The sequence below is a fragment of the Aeromonas rivuli genome (genome assembly GCF_020149575.1).
In the GTDB taxonomy this organism is placed as follows: domain Bacteria; phylum Pseudomonadota; class Gammaproteobacteria; order Enterobacterales; family Aeromonadaceae; genus Aeromonas; species Aeromonas rivuli.
In genome coordinates, this window is the sequence record NZ_CP079742.1 from 1856586 (window position 1) to 1877178 (window position 20593).

At 57.4% G+C, this 20593-nt stretch carries 19 protein-coding genes, 1 tRNA gene and 1 riboswitch; of the genes, 12 read left to right on the top strand and 8 right to left on the bottom strand.

Annotated features, from left to right (window positions below; translation table 11 throughout):
- Positions 1–8: 8 nt before the first annotated feature.
- Positions 9–410 (bottom strand): H-NS family histone-like protein, encoded by a 402-nt coding sequence (locus tag KYK33_RS08780; RefSeq protein ID WP_042042911.1) that lies wholly within the window; start codon positions 408–410, stop codon positions 9–11.
- A 318-nt stretch (positions 411–728) separates the two neighbouring features.
- A riboswitch (Lysine riboswitch) is annotated at positions 729–900 on the top strand.
- Between the two features lie 84 nt (positions 901–984).
- Between KYK33_RS08780 and KYK33_RS08785 the strand changes: the two genes are divergently transcribed.
- Together KYK33_RS08785 and KYK33_RS08790 are read left to right on the top strand one after the other, a co-directional pair.
- A complete protein-coding gene (locus tag KYK33_RS08785; protein ID WP_224432731.1) occupies positions 985–2559 on the top strand; it encodes a Na+/H+ antiporter NhaC family protein in 1575 nt (524 codons plus the stop codon).
- An 85-nt stretch (positions 2560–2644) separates the two neighbouring features.
- On the top strand, positions 2645–3226 hold the full coding sequence (locus KYK33_RS08790; RefSeq protein WP_042042909.1) for a thymidine kinase: 582 nt from the start codon (positions 2645–2647) through the stop codon (positions 3224–3226).
- A 106-nt stretch (positions 3227–3332) separates the two neighbouring features.
- Here the strand turns inward: KYK33_RS08790 and KYK33_RS08795 are convergent, their stop codons facing one another.
- Positions 3333–4670 (bottom strand): flavohemoglobin expression-modulating QEGLA motif protein, encoded by a 1338-nt coding sequence (locus tag KYK33_RS08795; protein ID WP_224432732.1) that lies wholly within the window; start codon positions 4668–4670, stop codon positions 3333–3335.
- Between the two features lie 155 nt (positions 4671–4825).
- Between KYK33_RS08795 and KYK33_RS08800 the strand changes: the two genes are divergently transcribed.
- Positions 4826–5281: a type III secretion system chaperone family protein gene (locus KYK33_RS08800; RefSeq protein ID WP_083940412.1), complete on the top strand. Its 456-nt coding sequence runs from the start codon at positions 4826–4828 to the stop codon at positions 5279–5281.
- 135 nt (positions 5282–5416) lie between these two features.
- Positions 5417–5504, top strand: a tRNA-Ser gene (locus tag KYK33_RS08805).
- A 214-nt stretch (positions 5505–5718) separates the two neighbouring features.
- Here the strand turns inward: KYK33_RS08805 and cspD are convergent.
- Entirely contained in the window at positions 5719–5937 is a 219-nt protein-coding gene (gene cspD, locus KYK33_RS08810; protein WP_005907684.1) for a cold shock-like protein CspD, read from the bottom strand.
- Positions 5938–6167: 230 nt separating this feature from the next.
- On the opposite strand from cspD, the gene clpS reads away from it, so the two are divergent.
- A complete protein-coding gene (clpS, locus tag KYK33_RS08815) occupies positions 6168–6485 on the top strand; it encodes an ATP-dependent Clp protease adapter ClpS (RefSeq protein WP_005907683.1) in 318 nt (105 codons plus the stop codon).
- Between the two features lie 59 nt (positions 6486–6544).
- Positions 6545–8797: an ATP-dependent Clp protease ATP-binding subunit ClpA gene (gene clpA, locus KYK33_RS08820; RefSeq protein ID WP_224432733.1), complete on the top strand. Its 2253-nt coding sequence runs from the start codon at positions 6545–6547 to the stop codon at positions 8795–8797.
- 65 nt (positions 8798–8862) lie between these two features.
- Here the strand turns inward: clpA and infA are convergent, their stop codons facing one another.
- The 3 genes from infA to aat all read right to left on the bottom strand — a co-directional run bounded on the left by infA (position 8863) and on the right by aat (position 10570).
- Positions 8863–9081, bottom strand: coding sequence for a translation initiation factor IF-1 (infA, locus tag KYK33_RS08825; RefSeq protein ID WP_005300033.1), 219 nt, complete (start codon positions 9079–9081; stop codon positions 8863–8865).
- Between the two features lie 68 nt (positions 9082–9149).
- Positions 9150–9866, bottom strand: a complete 717-nt coding sequence (locus KYK33_RS08830) for an arginyltransferase (protein WP_042042905.1) — start codon at positions 9864–9866, stop codon at positions 9150–9152.
- On the bottom strand, positions 9863–10570 hold the full coding sequence (gene aat, locus KYK33_RS08835; RefSeq protein ID WP_224432980.1) for a leucyl/phenylalanyl-tRNA--protein transferase: 708 nt from the start codon (positions 10568–10570) through the stop codon (positions 9863–9865). Before aat ends, KYK33_RS08830 begins: the two co-directional genes overlap by 4 nt.
- Positions 10571–10590: 20 nt before the next feature.
- Between aat and KYK33_RS08840 the strand changes: the two genes are divergently transcribed.
- Entirely contained in the window at positions 10591–11061 is a 471-nt protein-coding gene (locus tag KYK33_RS08840) for an outer membrane lipoprotein (protein WP_042042904.1), read from the top strand.
- A gap of 191 nt (positions 11062–11252) precedes the next feature.
- On the opposite strand, the gene trxB is transcribed toward KYK33_RS08840, so the two are convergent.
- Both trxB and ald read right to left on the bottom strand, forming a co-directional pair.
- Positions 11253–12203, bottom strand: a complete 951-nt coding sequence (gene trxB / locus KYK33_RS08845; protein WP_042042903.1) for a thioredoxin-disulfide reductase — start codon at positions 12201–12203, stop codon at positions 11253–11255.
- Between the two features lie 168 nt (positions 12204–12371).
- A complete protein-coding gene (ald, locus tag KYK33_RS08850) occupies positions 12372–13487 on the bottom strand; it encodes an alanine dehydrogenase (RefSeq protein WP_224432734.1) in 1116 nt (371 codons plus the stop codon).
- Between the two features lie 150 nt (positions 13488–13637).
- Here ald and lrp point away from each other — a divergent pair, with 150 nt between their 5' ends.
- The 5 genes from lrp (at position 13638) to serS (ending at position 20423) form a co-directional block, all read left to right on the top strand.
- Positions 13638–14129, top strand: a complete 492-nt coding sequence (lrp, locus tag KYK33_RS08855) for a leucine-responsive transcriptional regulator Lrp (protein WP_005300047.1) — start codon at positions 13638–13640, stop codon at positions 14127–14129.
- A 191-nt stretch (positions 14130–14320) separates the two neighbouring features.
- Positions 14321–16822, top strand: a complete 2502-nt coding sequence (locus tag KYK33_RS08860; RefSeq protein WP_224432735.1) for a DNA translocase FtsK — start codon at positions 14321–14323, stop codon at positions 16820–16822.
- 57 nt (positions 16823–16879) lie between these two features.
- On the top strand, positions 16880–17488 hold the full coding sequence (gene lolA / locus KYK33_RS08865; RefSeq protein WP_042042900.1) for an outer membrane lipoprotein chaperone LolA: 609 nt from the start codon (positions 16880–16882) through the stop codon (positions 17486–17488).
- Complete coding sequence (locus KYK33_RS08870; protein ID WP_042042899.1) at positions 17488–18825, top strand: replication-associated recombination protein A; 1338 nt, start codon at positions 17488–17490, stop codon at positions 18823–18825. The genes lolA and KYK33_RS08870 overlap by 1 nt, the downstream gene beginning before the upstream one ends.
- A 302-nt stretch (positions 18826–19127) precedes the next feature.
- A complete protein-coding gene (serS, locus tag KYK33_RS08875; RefSeq protein WP_042042897.1) occupies positions 19128–20423 on the top strand; it encodes a serine--tRNA ligase in 1296 nt (431 codons plus the stop codon).
- The last annotated feature ends 170 nt before the right edge of the window (positions 20424–20593 follow it).

The following is a 20593-nucleotide window of genomic DNA, read 5'->3' on the forward strand; positions in this document are numbered from 1 at the left end:
TGGATAAATCAGATAGCGAAATCTGCCAGGGATTTACCTGCTTCAACGGCCTTGGCGATAGCGGAAGGCATACGACCCTGACCGGTCCAGGTTTTCTCGACACCGTTATCATCATAACGGTATTTCGGCGGACGCGGAGCGCGCTTGCTGCCTTTAGCCGGTTCGGCGGAAGGAGCCGTGCTAACCAATTCAGCTGGGTCGATCCCCGCGGCTTTCAGCATTTCGGTATATTCATTGATTTTACGCTGACGCTCTTCGCGAGCTTGACGATCGACGGCTTCATCTTGCTGACGTTCAGCAACGATGGCGGAGAATTTCTCCAGCCCTTCTTCCAGTTGTTCCAGAGTCAGCTCACGGCAAGCGGCACGCAGGCTACGGATATTCAGCAGTACTTTCAGAAATTCAGTCATAGTGGTTACCATGCGAGCAAGAAAGGGATAAATATTGGATAACTATTTTCTGGTAATTTATACGTCAGGACGACATTAAGTCAAGTCGAGATAATTAATAAATAATTTCCTGAAATTAAGATCATTATTTTTTAATCCCTGTCGACGGGTTAATTAGGGTGAGAAACCTCATCAAGGTGGGTGTCAGGCTAAAATCTCGTCAGATCTCTCCTTCGTGATATCTCTCACTGCCATTATGCGGAAAGACTTGATTCGAATGAGTATTAAATCAAAAAACTTGATATAAAATGTCAGCACGATAAAATGCCCGCCGAATACCTTTTAAGTAGAGGCGCGCTGCCTATAACTACTCATGCGGAGGGTGATGCCTGTGAAGTATGAGGAAAGGAGCCAGCGCCGAAGTGATCATGCCATCATGCAGGGTCGCTGGGACTGCATCGAACAGGTGCAGTACTGCCATAGTCAATCACTATGGAGCGCTACTGAAGGGGCTGAGGAGTAACCCTTCGCGGGCTCATTTTCTTCTTTATCCTCTCGGTAGATCTCCACCTTATGTTGTAGGTGTCAAGAGATCATGGACATTACCCATTACGCCGATTCGGCGTGGTCCCTCATTCCCCCTTTGGCGGCAGTCATACTGGCCGTCACGACCCGCAAGGTGCTGCTCTCCCTCGGCGTCGGCATCGTGCTGGGCTGCCTGCTGGTAAATCAGTTTGCCCCCCTGGCCAGTGCCGAGTATCTCGGCCAGGTGGCCAAGGGGATATTCTGGGCTGACGGCGCCTTGAATGGCTGGAACGTCAATATACTGATATTCCTGCTGCTACTGGGCGGCATCATCAGTCTGCTGACGGTGTCGGGCGCGACGCTGGCATTTGCAGAATGGGCGGCGCAGCGTATCCAGGACCGACGGGGGGCCAAGCTGCTGACCGGCCTGCTGGTGTTCCTGTTCTTCATCGATGACTATTTTCACAGTCTGTCGGTGGGCACCATCTGCCGTCCGCTGACCGATCGCTTCAATATCTCCCGGGCCAAGCTGGCCTATCTGCTTGATTCAACCGCCGCCCCTGTCTGTGTGTTGATGCCGATCTCCTCCTGGGGAGCTTATATCATCGCCCTCATCGGCGGCATCTTGACGGCCCATGGTATCCAGGATCAGAGTCCCATTTCTGCCTTCGTGCAGATGATCCCCATGAACTTCTATGCCCTGTTCACCCTGGCCATGGTATTGGTGGTGATAGTGTTCCAGCTCGACATCGGTCCCATGCGTGAGCATGAGCAGCGCGCCCTCAAAGGGCAGTTGTGGGATCCGGCCAAGGGTGTGCCCCCCGGCAGCAGCGGCGATCTGCCGGTCTCCAGTCGCGGCCGGGTCCTCGATCTGGTGTTGCCTATCCTGACCCTGACCGCGTCCACCGTCTATTTCATGATGGCCACCGGGGCTGCTGCCCTGGCCGAGAAAGGACTGCCGTTCGGGGTGCTGGGCGCGTTCGAGAATACCGATGTGGGTGCCTCTCTGGTCAATGGCGGCCTGTGCGGGCTTGGGGTGGCCGTGGTGCTGACTCTGCGCATGGGACTGAGCCTGCGCACCTGGCTCGAGGTCATCAAGCACGGCGTCATGGCCATGCTGCCCGCCATCTATATTCTGGTGTTTGCCTGGGCCATCGGCGCCGTCATCCGCGATGTGGAGACCGGTAAATATCTGGCTTCCCTGGCCCAGAGCGGGCTCCCCATCGAGTTGCTGCCTGTGGTGATGTTCTGCCTCTCCGGCGCCATGGCGTTTGCCACCGGCACCAGCTGGGGTACCTTCGGTATCATGCTGCCTCTGGCCGGTGATATGGCTGCTGCCAGCGAGATAAGCATGATGTTGCCGATGCTTTCTGCGGTGCTGGCCGGGGCCGTATTTGGCGATCACTGTTCACCGATATCGGACACCACCATCCTCTCCTCCACGGGGGCCGGTTGCCATCATATCGACCACGTGATGACGCAGCTGCCCTATGCGCTGACCATCGCCATCGGCGCTGCCTTCGGCTACCTGGTGCTGGGGCTGACCCACTCGGTCGGCGCAGGTTTTGTCACCAGCGGCGTCTGGTTCCTCGGGGTGACACTCTTCTACCTGAGAGCCAATCAGAAGGCGGCAGCCACCGCCTGATGAATGATGAGGGGCCTGCGGGCCCCTTTGTTTTTGACGCCATGCTGCGTTAGCATGCGCGCCATAAATTGGTATCGGAGCAGGCATGGCCTCACTACATTACAAATTCGCCGCGATGAATTCGGGCAAATCCACCCAATTGATCCAGGCACACTTCAACTATCTCGAGCGGGGCATGCACCCTCTGGCCATGACGCCAGCCATTGATGACAGATCCGGACTCGGGGTGATCAGCGCCAGGGTCGGGTTGACGTTAAAGGTGGAGGTGTTTAGCGACAGCTGCGATCTGTTCGAGATGGTCAAGGCTCGCCATGCGGAGCAGGCCATCGATGTGTTCATCGTCGATGAGGCGCAATTTCTCACCAAGGAGCAGGTCTATCAGCTGGCCCGGGTGGTGGATGAGGCGGGTATTCCCGTGATTGCCTATGGCCTCAAGATTGATTTTCGTGCCGAGCTGTTCCCGGGCTCCTACCATCTGCTCTGTCTGGCCGACAAGGTGGAAGAGCTCAAGAGCATCTGCTGGTGTGGCAACAAGGCGCACATGAATGCCAGGGTCAATGCCGATGGTCAGGTGGTGCGGGATGGCGCTCAGGTGGAGATAGGGGGCAATGCCCGTTATGTCTCCCTGTGCCGCAAGCACTATCTGGCTGGCCGGGCATTTCGTTAAGTTCAGCTAGTGCAGGCTTGAATTAGGATGAAAAGGGCCCGGTCGGGCCCTTTTCTGATGGTGGGTGCAGCCATGGGAAGTGGCTCAGGCAGGGGAGGCGGGGAGCTTAATCGAATTCGCTGTCGACCGGGGTAATGATGGGATCTGCCACCGGCAGTCGATGAAACAGCTGACGAAAGTGCTGCTGAACCCGGCCTATATCGACAAGGGACATGCCGGAGGCGAAACCGAACCAGACATAGAGACCTGTCAGGTCACGGAACATGGGGGGCAGGTACTTGGGGGCGGCGATCAGCCCCTCCAGATAGTGCTGATAGAGCACAGGAATGTCATCCAGGGTCACCTTGCCCACAAACAGCATGGGCAATATTTCGGGTACGCCCTCCAACACGGCGCTGCGGATGAAGTTGACCGTCTCCACATAGCCCTTTACGTAGGAGAGATCCTTGGTAAAGCAGGCGCCCCCCGCCACCATGCCGCCCCGGAATACGCGTTGGGTGATCTTGTAGGCATCATGCTCGCTCGCGCCCTTGTCCAGAAAATGGCGATAGAGTTCGATGAAGTCCGCGCCATTCTCGGCCATGTCGATGGCCATCACCCTGTCCGAGATGCGTTTAGCCCGGTCCGGGAAAGAGCTGAAGGTCAGAGTCTCTATCAGCACAGCCAACCCCTCCTGGCAGGCGGTGATGCGTGGTGAGCCGGCACTGAGCCAGGTCGCATAAGGTTGCTGTCGGCCATTAAGGGTGGTGCCGACATGAACCCAGCCCTCATGGACTTCCAACACCTGCAGATCCAGCTCGGAGAAGCGGGCATGACTGCTAAGCTTGATATAGTCACCGCCGGCTGCGGCATCCGAGACGATGCCATCGCTCAGCTTTACCTGCACCTGACCGTCGCGAAAGTAACTGGATAGTTTGTCCTGCAGCCGGTCGACCGCTGCCTGCCCCTCAAACTCCTTGGGATAGGGGCGCACCAGATGGCGGGCGCCAGGCAGGGAGAAGATGTCGCACAACCGCTCTCCCAGCTCGCGCAGTGTCTTGCGATCGCCACGCAGATGATCCCGGGCCGAGCCATAGAGACGCTGGCTGTAACGCAGAAAGTCCGGCTGACCGCGTTGGCGCAGCATCTCGATCACCACCATATATTGGTCGACGTTGGCCTGCAGTATGCGGCCCAGATCGTCATGGGGGCCCAGTTTGCGGCGGATCCTGTCCCTGAGCTCCTTGAGCTCCAGGTACTTGTTGCGCGGATCGAAGCCCAGATCCAAGCCCTGATAGAAGTTGGCATCGATGGCGGGGAGTTCACGGCCCCCCTTTGCCAGGAAGTCATGGCGGATATGATGGGGCCATTTGATGGCATCCAGAATGCGGATCGGCTTTTGCAACACCAGCAATTCATCGGAAAGGGACTTGAGGTGCAGGCGATATTTCTCTTGGATGGTCATCGATACTCGGCTGAGGGCTGCGCGCAGGTGGGCTGAGTATATGGACTGTCAGTGTCAAAAAGAAGCGCAAACAGAGGCGGGCAGGGGCCTCTGCTTTAGGTTGGCCACAAATTGGTTTAGACTGCGCCCCTCGCTTTCAAGAGTCCCATAACGTCATGATGAATACACCCAGCTCCGAAATGATAATGCGTTGGTTGCAACAGGCTCGTATCGAGCACTATGTCTGCGATCAGTGTCATGGCATCCATATCGTCTCCCTGCAATCGGTGGAAGGCATTCAGGAGAGCCGCGTCTTTGTCGAAGAGGAAGGACTGCTGTTCTCCTCCGAGCTGGAAATTCGCCCTGCGGCGCTGTTGCCCATGGTGGCCGAACTGGGCCGGCTCAACATGCAGTATCCCTCGCTCAAGGTGTTTCTCGACATCATTGATGACAATCTGCCACGGCTGGTGGTCGGTCATACGGTGTTTACCAAGGCGGGCCTCACGGTTGAGCAATTCATTCTGTTTGTGCAGAGCACCATAGCCGCGACCCATGACGTGGTTGCCGAGTGTGAGCGTCTGGGCTTCCTCAACCTGGTCGATGTGGTGGTTGAACCGGGTTCTGTGCATTAATCCGGCAGTCGAGCGCAAGAGGCGGAGAAAGCCGTTGACGGGCGAGCGGCTTTCCCCTAAATTACGCCCCGTTGTCGCGGCATTGGCCGTGAGCAACCCTGGTGATTGAACAGGTAAAGCAGCAGTCAAGAATTTGGTGAGGTGTCCGAGTGGCTGAAGGAGCACGCCTGGAAAGTGTGTATACGGCAACGTATCGAGGGTTCGAATCCCTCCCTCACCGCCATATTGAAAAGCCCGACTCAGGTCGGGCTTTTTGCTATCTGCTGTTTGCTGTTTGCTGTTTGCCAACATTCGTCACTCTGTCTCATGTTGAGGCTAGAGAACAGCACTGTCTCATCCTTTGTTACGCCTGACTGTGTGAGGAGGCGATTGTGGGCAGTGATAAATAAAAAATCCGGCCTAAATGAGGCCGGATTTTTTATTTATCCAACCTTGGCTCAGATGTTTTGTGCTTCATTCGGCACAATAACAGCGGCATGATTTCCCTTCGGACCCTGCTGCAGTTCAAACTGAACGGCTTGACCCGCTTTCAGGGTTCTGTAACCTTCCATTTGAATGGTGGAGTAGTGGGCGAAGATATCGTCACCGCCCCCTTCCGGACAGATAAACCCAAATCCTTTTGCGTTGTTGAACCACTTGACTGTTCCGGTTGCCATACATCTACATCCTTTTATTGATTACCCTAAAGTCGTTGAGTAACCTGCGCCAGCCCATTATAACTAGTGATATCAACCTAATAATGGTAGGGCGCCGATTAGCAAGTAACCAATTTAGTCCAACTGATGGTCGAGTCAAGAAGTTGTTAACAAGTCATGTGATCCAGTTAACAACTCTATTGACAGCCTGACGCCTGGCGGTAGTAATCTAGAGGTACCCAAGCACAATCATGAGTAAGCAAAAAGAACTCTTTGTTAATGAAGAGATTGCGCAGTCCGAGAAGACCAAGCTGCAGCCGCCATCCATGTACAAGGTGCTGCTCAATAATGACGACTACACCCCAATGGAGTTTGTGGTTGAAGTCTTGCAGCGGTTCTTCCGGATGGATCTGGATAAGGCTACCCAGATCATGCTGAGTGTGCATTATAGTGGTAAAGGAGTCTGTGGCACCTTCACCGCAGAGATAGCGGAGACCAAGGTGGTCCAGGTCAATACCTATTCACGTAATAACGAACATCCACTGCTATGTACGATGGAAAAGGCCTAAACGACATGACGTGATGACAGAACGACACCACATTGTTGCTGTACTTAGGGGAGGTGCCTATGTTGAACAAAGAGTTAGAAAAGACGCTGAACGAGGCTTTCAAGCTCGCTCGCGATGAGCGTCACGAATTCATGACCGTTGAGCACCTGTTGTTGGCCCTGCTGGATAACAGCTCAGCCCATGAGGCCTTGAGTTCATGTGGTGCGGATGTGGAGTTGATGCGCAAGGAGATTGCGGCCTTCATCAATCAGACCACGCCGTTGATTGCCGTCGATGACGAAGATAGAGAGACCCAGCCTACGCTAGGTTTCCAGCGTGTGTTGCAACGCGCAGTATTCCACGTGCAGTCCTCGGGCCATACCGAAGTCAGTGGCGCCAATGTGCTGGTGGCCATCTTCAGCGAGCAAGAGTCCCAAGCCGCTTATTTCCTGAAGAAATCCGATATCAGTCGACTGGATGTGGTCAACTTCCTCTCCCATGGTGTGCGCAAAGACAACAAGCCAGACACCCCGCAAAACAATACCGATGCTGACGATGATGTCTCAGCCGCCCAAATAGAGAGCTTTGCCACTAACCTGAATCAGCTGGTGCTTGAGGGCCGCATTGATCCCTTGATCGGGCGCGATCAGGAGCTGAGCCGCACCATACAGGTTTTGTGCCGCCGCCGTAAAAACAACCCCTTGTTTGTTGGGGAAGCGGGAGTGGGCAAGACCGCGATCGCCGAAGGCTTGGCTTATCGCATCGTCAAGGGCGATGTGCCTGAGGTCATTGCCGGCAGTACCATCTACTCCCTGGACATGGGGTCATTACTGGCCGGTACCAAATATCGTGGTGATTTCGAAAAGCGTCTCAAGGTGCTGCTCAAACAGATCGAGCGCCAGGAAGGGGCCATTCTGTTTATCGATGAAATTCATACCATCATAGGTGCAGGGGCGGCGTCTGGTGGCCAGCTGGATGCGGCAAACCTTATCAAGCCTCTGCTCTCTAATGGCTTGCTGCGCTGCGTGGGTTCCACCACTTATCAGGAATATGCCCAGACATTCGAGAAAGATCGTGCCTTGGCGCGCCGCTTCCAGAAGATCGATATCGTAGAACCGACCATAGATGATACGACTCGCATCCTGATGGGCCTCAAGAGCCGCTACGAGGCGCATCACAGTGTGCGCTACACCGCCAAGGCTATTCGGGCCGCGGCCGAGCTCTCAGCCAAGTACATCAATGATCGCCATCTGCCAGACAAGGCCATTGACGTGATCGATGAAGCCGGGGCAGGGCAGCGTATGTTGCCAGTGAGCAAGCGCAAGAAAGTGATCAATGTGGCCGAGATTGAGTCCATTGTGGCCAAGATAGCGCGTATTCCGGAAAAATCTGTCTCCTCTTCCGATAAGGAAGTGCTCAAGAATCTGGAACGTAACCTCAAGATGGTGGTGTTTGGCCAGGATAAGGCGATTTCGGTGCTGACCGATGCCATTCGTCTTTCTCGTTCAGGGTTGGGGAACGAGCGACGCCCGGTCGGTTGCTTCCTGTTTGCTGGCCCAACCGGGGTGGGCAAGACAGAAGTCACCCAGCAGCTCGGTAAGGCCCTTGGGGTCGAGATGCTGCGCTTTGACATGTCGGAATACATGGAGCGTCATACGGTCTCTCGACTGATTGGTGCCCCGCCCGGTTATGTTGGCTTTGAACAAGGTGGCCTGTTGACCGATGCGGTGATCAAGCACCCCCACGCCGTGTTGTTGCTCGATGAAATCGAGAAGGCACACCCGGATGTGTTCAATCTGCTGCTGCAGGTCATGGATAACGGGACGCTCACCGATAATAACGGGCGCAAGGCGGATTTTCGTAACATCATCTTGGTGATGACCACTAATGCGGGTGTACAGGAGACGCAGCGCAAGTCCATTGGCTTCCAGCAGCAAGATCTCAGCCACGATGCTATGGAAGTGATCAACAAGACGTTCAGCCCTGAGTTCCGTAACCGGCTCGATCACACCATCTGGTTTAATCATTTGGATATGGCGGTGATCTATCAAGTGGTCGACAAGTTCATCGTCGAACTGCAGGTGCAGCTGGATGCCAAGGGAGTATCCCTCGAGATATCGGAAGATGCCCGTCACTGGTTGGCCGAGAAGGGCTATGACAGGGCGATGGGAGCTAGACCCATGGGACGGGTCATTCAGGAACACCTCAAGAAACCCCTGGCCAATGAGATCCTGTTTGGCTCACTGGTCGATGGGGGTATCGTCAAGGTTGAAGTAGTAAATGATAGCCTCAGCTTCGATTTTCAGGTCGATGTTGAAGCCGTGCCTCACTAACTAGAAACCACGAAACGACAAAAAACCCCAACCATCAGGTTGGGGTTTTTTGCTGAATTCCTGGCTTAGCGAGAGCGGAAAACAATACGACCCTTGGAGAGATCGTAGGGAGTCAGAGCGACTGTCACCTTGTCACCAGTCAGGATACGAATGTAGTTTTTGCGCATCTTGCCGGAAATGTGAGCGATAACCACGTGACCATTCTCCAGTTCCACACGGAACATGGTATTGGGCAGGGTTTCCAAGATAGTGCCCTGCATCTCAATACTGTCTTCTTTAGCCATTGAATCCTCTTGATAAGCCACAACAAAAATCCGCTGGATCATGCCGGATTTAAGCCAATGTGTAAAGTTTACTCGGGCTTGGTGACGATATTTTTCCATTCACCCTTAATAAGTCGCTCATGGGGCAGGAAGCGGCTCTTGTATTTCATCTTGCGACACTCCTCAACCTGATAGCCCAAATAGAGCCACTGACGACCAGTCCGCCGCCCCAAATCCAGCTGGCTCAAGATGGCAAAGGTCCCGATGGATCGATCGGCAAAGGCGGGATCGAAGAAGGTGTACATGGCGCTCAAGGCGTGAGGCAAGAGGTCCGTGACGGCCACACCGATCAGCCGGTTATTCTGATGGATCTCGAGATAGAGCGGCGGCATCCAGTCGCAGTGCAGAAAGCCCTTGTACTGGCTACGGCTGGGAGGGTACATGCTGCCGTCCCGGTGTCGCTGGCGGATATAGCGCTCATACAGCTGGTAATACTCGGGCTTGTCGTCATAGCTCAGCACCAGGGAGAGATCCTGGTTTTGTTGCTGGATACGCTTCTGGCTGCGACTGGGCACAAATTGCTCGCTGTGGATACGCAGAGACTGACAGGCGCTGCAACTCGGACAGTGGGGGCGATAGATGTCGTTGCCGCTGCGGCGAAAACCGGCAGTCAACAAGCGTTCGTAACCGTGAGCATTGAGCAGGTCGTTGTCCATCAGTACCAGCAGCTGCTCCTGTTGATGTTCCAGATAGCTGCAGGCATGTTTGGGGGTCAGGCCGACTTTGAGGATCACTTCTTCTGTCATAGGCTGATTGACCTCGCTTGCCAGCACCCCTCACGCAGTGGTTGCTGCCGCAGTGTCGCCAGCGCCGCTAAAAACTGGCTACGGGGCCACTCTTCGATGCCCAGGGTCGCCAGGAAGCTGTTTTGCATCTGGCAGTCGATGAGGGCACCGTCGTGGCATTCGAAATGACGACAGAGGGCCCACATGGCCACTTTGGCGCCGTTATCGATACGACTGAACATGGACTCGCCACAGAAGAGGCGACCGACGGCGATACCATAGAGCCCTGCCTGTAACTGCCCGTCTTGCCACACTTCGATGGAGTGAGCGTGACCCAGACGATGCAGTGCCTGATAGGCCGCTATCATCTCGCTGCTGATCCAGGTGCCACTGGCGGTGGGCCTGGGGGCGGCGCAGGCGGTGATAACCTGATTAAAGGCGCGATTGATGGAAATATCGAATGAATGACGGCGCAAAAACTTTTTCAGGCTGCGCCCCACATGCAGGCGGGAGGGGACTATTACCCCACGGGGATCCGGTGACCACCATAGCAGGGCCTGGTGGGGTTCATTCCATGGAAAGATCCCATTGTGGTAAGCTGCGAGCAGACGAGGAGGGGAGAGATCGCCTCCAATCGCAAGCAGGCCATTGGGCTCATCCAGCGCGTGTTTGGGGTGGGGGAACCGGGTCGGCTCATCATCCAGTTGGGTCAGGTAGCAAGACATAGCATCGAGAGGTTTCATAGATGAAGGCCATTATCCTGATAGTATCCAGCCTGCTGTGCTTTGTCACGATGCAGGCCAGTGCCGAGGTCTATCAACGCAATACGGCGCGCCCGGTCAACCAGGTGGTGTTTGGTCAGGTCGAGACGATGCGCAACATTACCCAGCGTCAGGTGATTGAGTCGCAGCAATCTGGCTGGAAGACGTTGGGTGGCGCCCTTATCGGGGGGCTGATCGGCAACCAGTTTGGCGGCGGCCATGGCCGGGAGATAGCCACCGCAGTGGGGGCCTTGGCGGGCGCCGGTGCGGCGCAGTATTACCAGTCCGGCACTGAGGTGGTGGAGAACAAGTTGGTGGAGCTGCTCATTCGCAACGATCAGGACGCGCTGGTCAATGTGATCCAGGACTTCGATCCGGCCATGGTCTTCGCCCAGGGCGACAAGGTGCGGATCCTCTATTTTGATGATGGGGTGCGGGTCGACAAGACATATTGAGTCATGGCTAGCACAAGGACTCACCCGTGTCGTCAGCCTCTGTCGCTGACCCGAGTGGCAGAGAAGAGGCGGTATTGGCCACAAATCGAGAACAGACCAAAGACGTGATGCGGGGTTTGGATACAACAAAGGCATGCCGAGGCATGCCTTTGTCATTGACAGCATCTGGCCCTGCACAGGGCGAGAGGCGCTTATTGCGCGTCGAGGAAACGCTCGGCATCCAGGGCGGCCATGCAACCAGTACCGGCCGAGGTGATGGCCTGACGGTAGTTGTGGTCGGCCACGTCGCCGGCGGCGAACACGCCTTCAATGCTGGTCTGGGTGGCGAAGCCTTGCAGACCGCCGCGGACCAGCAGATAGCCATTCTCCATGGCCAGCTGGCCTTCGAAGATCTGGGTGTTCGGCTGGTGACCGATGGCGATAAAGACCCCCATCAGCGGCAGCTCAGAGGTGCTGTCATCCTTGGTGCTGCGCAGGCGGATGCCGGTCACGCCCATTTCGTCGCCCAGCACCTCGTCCAGGGTCTGGTAGGTGTGCAGCACTATGTTGCCACTGGCGACCTTGTCGTGCAGGCGCTTGATCAGGATTTTTTCGGCCCTGAACTCGTCGCGACGATGAACCAGGTGCACCTTCTTGGCGATGTTCGCCAGGTAGAGTGCCTCTTCCACGGCGGTGTTGCCGCCGCCGACCACGGCCACTTCCTGGTTGCGATAGAAGAAGCCATCACAGGTGGCACAGGCGGAGACACCGCGACCCTTGAAGGCCTCTTCAGATGGCAGACCCAGATACTTGGCAGAGGCGCCGGTAGCGATGATCAGGGCATCACAGCTGTACTCACCGCTGTCACCCTTGAGGCGGAACGGACGCTGGTTCAGGGACACTTCGTTGATGTGATCGAACAGGATGCGGGTATCGAACTTCTCCGCATGTTCCTTCATTCGCTCCATCAGCGCCGGACCGGTCAGCCCTTCTGCATCACCGGGCCAGTTCTCCACTTCCGTGGTGGTGGTCAACTGGCCACCTTGCTGCATGCCGGTGACCAGCAGGGGATTGAGGTTGGCACGGGCGGCGTAGACGGCGGCCGTGTAGCCTGCCGGGCCTGAGCCCAGGATCAGCAGCTTGCTGTGAATGACTTCGCTCATGGTGTGATTTCCGAGACGTAATGAGTTTGCGCGATTGTAGGGAATTCGTGATCCGGGGTCAAAGGGCAGTGCGTCGATTGTGTTAATCGCCCGCCCTGAATATCAGCCATAAAAAAACCGCCCATCGCGGGCGGATTTTCACTCATCTCGACTTGTTGGCAAGGGAGATCAGTTCAACAGGGTCAGGGGGTCGGTGAAGGCAAGGCCATGGGCCTCGGCGACCTCGGCACAGGTCAATTTTCCCGCCATCACGTTGAGGCCGTTCAGCAGGTGCTTGTCGGCAAGCAGAGCGGCTTTGTAGCCTTGATCTGCCAGACGGATGATGAAGGGCAGGGTGGCATTGTTGAGGGCGAAGGTGGAGGTACGCGCCACGGCCCCGGGCATGTTGGCCACGCAGTAGTGCACCACCTCATCGACGATATAAGTGGGATCCTGGTGTGTGGTGGCATGAGATGTCTCGACGCAGCCACCCTGATCGATGGCGACATCGACAATGGCCGAACCTGGCTTCATGCGGGCAATATGGTCACGGGTGACAAGTTTCGGCGCAGCGGCGCCTGGGATCAGCACACCACCAATCACCAGATCGGCGCTTAACACGTGGCGCTCTATGGCTTCGCTGGTGGAGTAGATCACCTTGGCGGCGCCCTGAAACTCGCTGTCGAGGCGACGCAGGGCATCAACACTGCGATCCAGGATGGTGACATCGGCACGCATGCCAACGGCCATGCGGGCTGCATTGGAACCGACCACTCCGCCACCCAGTATCACCACCTTGGCCGGCTCGACCCCGGGTACGCCGCCGAGCAACATACCGCTGCCGCCACGGGATTTCTCCAGCGCCTGGGCGCCGGCTTGAATAGACATGCGACCGGCAACTTCGGACATTGGGGCCAGCAGGGGCAAGCCGCCACGGTCATCGGTGACGGTTTCATAGGCGATGCAGATGGCGCCGCTGCTGATCAACTCTTGGGTCTGGGGCAGGTCTGGCGCCAGGTGCAGATAGGTAAACAACACCTGGTCGGGGCGCAGCATGGCACGCTCGGCGGCCTGGGGTTCTTTGACCTTGACTATCATCTGTGACTTTGCAAAAACATCGGCAGCAGAGGCCAACATTTCGGCGCCAGCAGCTTGATAATCTGCGTCGGTGAAGCCGATGCCAGTTCCCGCCCCGCTTTGGACGAAAACAGTATGGTTTCGTGCTGTCAGTTCACGTACACTGGCTGGAACCATGCCTACGCGATATTCATGGTTTTTTATTTCTTTAGGTACACCGATAATCATGCTATCCCTCGTCTATAGATTGGTGTTTTATGTTGCCACATTGTTAAGCGACATTTGCGCCTAGTATATTCAGGTATTGACAGGATTTGTGACCATAATTATAAAATGACTGGTGATTCTTACCAAAAAATAGCCAAAGGATGGAATAAAATGATGGAAGCTAAGAGTCGGCTAAAGGATTTGGACAGGATTGATCGCAACATTCTTAATGAACTGCAAAAGGATGGCAGGATTTCGAATGTTGAGTTGTCCAAACGAGTTGGCCTGAGTCCCACACCCTGTCTGGAACGGGTTCGTCGTCTGGAGCGACAAGGCTATATCGAAGGATATGCCGCTATTCTGAACCCTCATTATCTGGATGCTTCTCTGCTGGTGTTTGTGGAAATCACCCTGAACCGGGGCGCCCCGGACGTGTTTGAACAGTTCAACAAAGCCGTTCAAGTACTCGAAGAGATCCAGGAATGTCATCTGGTCTCCGGTGATTTCGATTACCTGCTCAAGACCCGCGTCAGCGACATGTCTGCCTACCGCCGCCTGCTTGGGGAAACCCTGTTGCGACTGCCCGGCGTCAACGACACGCGCACCTATGTGGTGATGGAAGAAGTAAAACAGAGTAGTCGACTGGTAATCAGTACTCGATAGAGTATTTTGTTCTGTGATGTGTCACGCAATTGATGCATCATAAAAATGAGAAACGAGCGGCCAGTCCGCTCGTTTCTGCTTGTCGAGTCTGTCGCGTCAATGGGCAGACAGGCTGACAAACGATAGGTTTTTCAGGGATACTGGGCCCCCTTGTCCCACGCGTTATTTTGTTTTCAGAAAGGAGCCGGAGTTTGGCCGAGAAAAAGCTGTTTACTCCTTTATCAGGCACCCAACGGATCTTCGAAGCCGTCTTGATCGCCATCACACTGTTGGCTGCCTACCTCTTGCTTGCCCTGCTCACATACCACCCCGCCGATCCCGGCTGGTCCCAGACCTCCTGGGAAGGGGATGTGAAGAATCTGGCGGGGAGCGCCGGTGCCTGGATAGCCGATATCACCATGTTCACCTTCGGGGCCTTCTCCTACTTGGTGCCGCCCTTGTTGGTACTCTTGGGTTGGAGTCTGTTCTGGCGACCGAGCCGCTTGCTGGAGGTCGATTACCTGACCCTGTCGGTGCGCATCGTAGGCTTCATCCTGACGGTGCTTGGCATGTCGGCCATCGCCAGCATGAACTTCAACGACATGCAGAACTTCTCGGCCGGTGGCCTGGTCGGCGATGTGATTGCCTCGGCCGTGATCCCTCTGTTTGGTGGCGTCGGTGCCAACCTGATGCTGCTCTGTTTCGTGGCAACAGGCATCACGCTGTTCACCGGCTGGTCCTGGCTTACCATCGTCGAGCGGATCGGCAGCGCCTGCACGGGGTCGGTGTCTGCTATCTACCACCTGCCCACGACCCTGGGACACTGGCTCAGTGGCGGTTGGCGCCAGCCTCGTTATGACGGGCCGGATCCACTGCTGGAAGGCAGTGCCGGTACCCTGGCCCTGGATGATGAGGACGATGAGCCTCACAGTGGCTGGCTGCGCGGTGCCAAAGGGCCCCAAGGCGGCAAGGGGAAGAGGGCGGCCAAATCCGAGGAGTGGTTGCCTGAGCTGGACGAAGATACCTTCCAGTTCGACCCGGATTTCGATGATGAGGACGACGCGCCCGCTCCGGCCCCCGTCAAACGTGGCCAGCGTCCTCGTCAGCCGGTGGTAAAGGCCAGCGAAGAGGAGATGGACCTGCCTTGGGCTGACAATGGTGACGATGCACCAAGCCCTGCGGCGGCCCGCCCTCCTGTCTCCAAACGCACCGCCATGGCCAACATGGCGCCGCTGCCGAGCCTGGACTTGCTCGACCGCCCCCCGGCCAAGACCCAGTCGATGAGCCCGGAGGAGCTGGAGCGCATGGCGCGTCTGGTGGAGGCCAAGCTTGCCGACTATAACGTGCAGGCCAAGGTGGTCGGCGTCTACCCGGGCCCTGTCATCACCCGCTTCGAGCTCGACCTTGCCCCAGGCATGAAGGCGAGCAAGATAACCAACCTGTCGCGGGATCTGGCACGCTCGCTCTCTGCCAGCAGCGTGCGGGTGGTGGAGGTGATCCCCGGCAAGACCTTCATCGGCATCGAACTGCCCAACCGGGTTCGCCAGACGGTCTACATGCGCGAAGTGGTGGATTGCGAAGATTTCCACAACAGCGAGAGTCCTCTGACCATGGTGCTCGGCCAGGATATCGCCGGTGAGCCCGTGGTGGTGAATCTCGCCAAGATGCCGCACCTGCTGGTGGCCGGTACCACCGGCTCGGGCAAGTCGGTCGGGGTGAACACCATGATCGTCTCCATGCTCTACAAGGCGAGCCCGGACGATCTGCGCTTCATCATGATCGATCCCAAGATGCTGGAACTCTCGGTCTACGAGGGGATACCGCATCTGCTTACCGAGGTGGTGACCGACATGAAGGACGCCGCCAATGCCCTGCGCTGGTGCGTGGGCGAGATGGAGCGTCGCTACAAGCTGATGTCGGCGGTCGGGGTGCGCAACCTCAAGGGCTATAACACCAAGGTGCAGATGGCATCTGATGCGGGCAACCCCATGCGCGATCCGCTGTGGCGTCCGGGGGACTCCATGGATCAGATGGCCCCCGAGCTCGAGAAGCTGCCGCACATCGTGGTGGTGGTGGACGAGTTTGCCGACATGATGATGATCGTCGGCAAGAAGGTGGAAGAGCTGATCGCCCGTATCGCCCAGAAGGCGCGGGCCGCCGGTATTCACTTGATCTTGGCGACCCAGCGTCCCTCGGTGGATGTGATAACGGGCCTCATCAAAGCCAACATCCCGACCCGGATCTCCTTCCAGGTGTCGAGCAAGATAGATTCCCGCACCATCCTGGATCAGGGCGGCGCTGAATCCCTGCTCGGCATGGGGGACATGCTTTACATGCCGGCCGGCACCTCCAACCCGACCCGGGTGCACGGCGCCTTCGTCGATGACCACGAGGTGCACAAGGTGGTGGCGGATTGGAAGCTGCGCGGTGAGCCCAACTACATCCAGGAGATCCTCTCCGGTGAGTCGGAGGAGGGCGGCAGCGGCGATTATGGCAGCAGTGGTGATGAAGAGTTGGACCCGCTGTTCGACGAGGCGGTGGCCTTCGTGGTGGAATCCCGTCGTGGTTCAACCTCCAGCGTGCAGCGCAAATTCAAGATTGGCTACAACAGAGCGGCCCGCCTCATCGAACAGATGGAGAACCAGGGCATCGTCAGCAGCCCCGGTGGCAACGGCCAACGGGATGTGCTGGCACCGCCTCCGGTACGTGATTGATAGCGTGTGTGTCCTGGCCATGCCCTTAGCGGGTGTGGCCTTTTAGCGAGAGACCTTATGAAAAAACAGTTATTGATGGGAACCGTGCTGCTCATCGCCAGCAGCCAGGTGTGGGCCGATGCGGCCAGTGATCTCAAGCAGAAGCTGGCAGCCGTCAACCTCTTCTCCGCCCAGTTCCAGCAGACCGTCTTTGACAGCAAGGGCAAAGAACTGCAAAAAGCGAGCGGCGATCTGCTGGTGTCGCGCCCTAATCGCTTCAACTGGCACACCACCTCACCGGACGAGAGCCTGATCGTGGCCGATGGCAAGGATGTCTGGATCTACGATCCCTTCGTCGAACAGGTCACCGCCCTCAAGTTGCAAGATGCCGTGGTCAATACCCCTTTCATCCTGATCGCCAGCAGCGATGACAAGTACTGGAAAAACTACGACGTGACCGAGCAGGATGATGTGTTCACCGTCACCAGCCGCAATCAGGACGAACTGATCGCCTCCTTCAGAATTACCTTCGATCGGCAGGAGAACATCAGCCGCTTCGACGTGAAAGAGGCCCAGGGTCAGTGGAGCGAGTTCACCCTGAGCGGCTTCAATCGCAAGCCGGCGCTCAAGGGCAACGAGTTCGTGTTCAAGACGCCCAAGGGGGTCGCGCTGGACGACCAACGCTGATGAGCAATCTCTCTTTGGACTTCTCATCGGACTTTCGTCCACTGGCCGCACGGATGCGGCCGCAGACTCTTGACCAGTACATAGGCCAACAGCATATCCTGGGACCGGACAAGCCCCTGCGCAAAGCCATCCTGGCGGGACACTGCCACTCCATGATCCTGTGGGGCCCCCCCGGCACCGGCAAGACCACCCTCGCCGAACTCGTTGCCCACTACTGCCAGGCCGAGGTGGAGCGGCTCTCCGCGGTCACTTCCGGCATCAAGGAGATCCGCGCCGCCATCGACAAGGCCAAGGAGAACAGCTGGCGCGGAGTGCGTACCATACTGTTCGTGGATGAGGTGCACCGCTTCAACAAGAGTCAGCAGGATGTGTTCCTGCCCCACATCGAAGATGGCACCATCACCTTCATCGGCGCCACCACCGAAAACCCCTCGTTCGAACTCAACAACGCACTGCTCTCCCGGGCCCGGGTCTATCTGCTCAAACGGCTGGAAGAGCAAGATATCCTCGCCATGATCAGTCAGGCCCTGACCGACCCACGGGGCCTCAATGATCCGACCCTCACCTTCGCCCCCGGGGTGAAGGAGGCGCTGGCCAAGGCGGTGGATGGGGACGGGCGCAAGTCCCTCAACTATCTGGAGCTGCTGGGGGACATGGCCGAGGCGAACGGGGAGGGGGAGAGAGTGATCGACAGCGCCCTGCTCGCCGCCGTAGCGGGGGAGCACGTGGCGCGCTTCGACAAGGGGGGCGATCACTTCTATGACCTCATCTCGGCGGTGCACAAGTCCATTCGCGGCTCGGCCCCCGATGCGGCGCTCTACTGGTATGCCCGCATGGTGAGCGCGGGCTGCGATCCGCTCTACATCGCTCGCCGGCTGCTGGCCATCGCCTCGGAAGATGTCGGCAACGCCGATCCCCGTGCCATGCAGGTGGCGCTGTCGGCCTGGGATTGCTTCCACCGCATCGGCCCGGCTGAAGGGGAGCGGGCCATCGCCCAGGCCATCGTCTATCTCGCCTGCGCCCCCAAGAGCAATGCGGTCTACACCGCCTGGAAGGCGGCGCTGCGAGATGCCAAGGAGCAAGCGGATTTCGAGGTGCCACCGCACCTGCGCAACGCCCCGACCAAGCTGATGAGCGATCTGGGTTATGGCGCCGAATATCGCTATGCCCATGACGAACCCGGTGCCTATGCTGCCGGCGAGAGCTACTTCCCGCCTGAACTGGCCGGCACGCAATATTACCAGCCGACGGATCGCGGGCTTGAGAAACAGATCGCCCAGAAACTCGATTATCTGCGTGAGCTGGATGGGCAGAGTCCCCGCCGAAGAGAGAAGTAGGGGACCGGTCTGGAGATTGGCACGCCAATCGACAGGATCGGCGAATATTGGCCGCCTTGTGCCCTCAAACTTGGCAAAAACGACAGCAATAGTCCCTGTTCGGGCAGGGGGGCGGTCTGCTACACTGCCCCTCTGACCCCGTTTGTCTCGGCCTTGCGCCATCTTCTTGATGTCGAACGCCTGATTTTGCAGGCTCGACTCTGAAGACCCGGGGTGCGCCAACCGATGTTAACTTCCGGATCTGTTCTCTCGCCAGGTTTGATAACCCAGGCCCAGATCCCATCTGAAAAAGTAGGTAAACCATGCTGGATCCCAAATATCTGCGCAGCGATATCATCGATGCTGCCACGCGTCTGGCGACACGTGGCTACGTTCTGGACGTAGCGGCGGTCAATGCTCTGGAAGAGAAACGCAAGGATCTGCAGTCCCGCACCCAGGAGCTGCAGGCCGAGCGCAACGCCCGCTCCAAGTCCATCGGTGAGGCGGCTCGCCGTGGTGAAGATGTGGCGCCGCTCAAGGCCATCGTGACCCAGATCAACGACGAGCTGGAAACCAGCAAGGTCGAACTCGAGGCCCTGCTGCGCGATATCAAAGCCATCGCCGATGGCATGCCGAACCTGCCAAGCGACAGCACCCCGGTCGGTCGCGACGAGAATGACAACGTCGAAGTACGCCGTTGGGGTACCGTCCGTGCATTTGATTTCCAGCCGCGGGATCATGTGGAAGTGGGCGAGGGCCTCAAGGGGCTGGACTTCAAGAACGGCGTCAAGCTGTCGGGTTCGCGTTTCGTGGTGATGAAGGGGCAGATTGCCCGCCTGCACCGCGCCCTGGCGCAGTTCATGCTGGACTTGCATACCCAGCAGCATGGCTACACCGAGTGCTACGTGCCCTATCTGGTCAATCCGGACAGCCTCTATGGCACCACCCAGCTGCCGAAGTTCTCCGAAGATCTGTTCAACACCGGTATCGTCTCCGACGCCGAAGAGGGCAGCAAGGAGCGCAAGCTCTCCCTGATCCCGACCTCGGAGGTGCCGCTCACCAACATGGCCCGTGACGAGATCTTCGATGAGCAGGAGCTGCCCATCAAGATGACGGCGCACAGCCCCTGCTTCCGCTCCGAGGCCGGCTCCTACGGTCGCGATACCAAGGGCCTGATCCGCATGCACCAGTTCGACAAGGTCGAGATGGTCCAGCTGGTACACCCGGAGCAATCCTGGGATGCGCTGGAAGAGATGGTCGGTCATGCGGAGAAGGTGTTGCAACTGCTGGAGCTGCCGTATCGCGTGATGGCGTTGTGCACCGGTGACATGGGCTTCGCCGCCGCCAAGACCTACGATCTGGAAGTGTGGCTGCCAGCCCAGGACACCTACCGCGAGATCTCGTCCGTCTCCAACTGTGGCGATTTCCAGGCGCGCCGCATGCAGGCGCGGGTGCGCATCGATGGCAAACCCCAGCTGATCCATACCCTCAACGGCTCCGGCCTGGCGGTGGGTCGTACCCTGGTGGCGGTGATCGAGAACTACCAGCAGGAAGATGGCCGTATCGCCATTCCGGCGGCCTTGCAGTCCTACATGGGCGGCCTGACCCACATCGGTTAACCAGCCCCATTTGAATGTCATAAGCCATGGATTTCCATGGCTTTTTTGTTTTTGAATCCCTTATTCATCTTCTATTCAGTGCACCGGGGGTAAAAGGCTCGCGGTCAATTCATCGCGGATTGATTCGGCTCGGTGATCAGGGTGCGCACTTCGTCCTTGCTCAGGTTCAC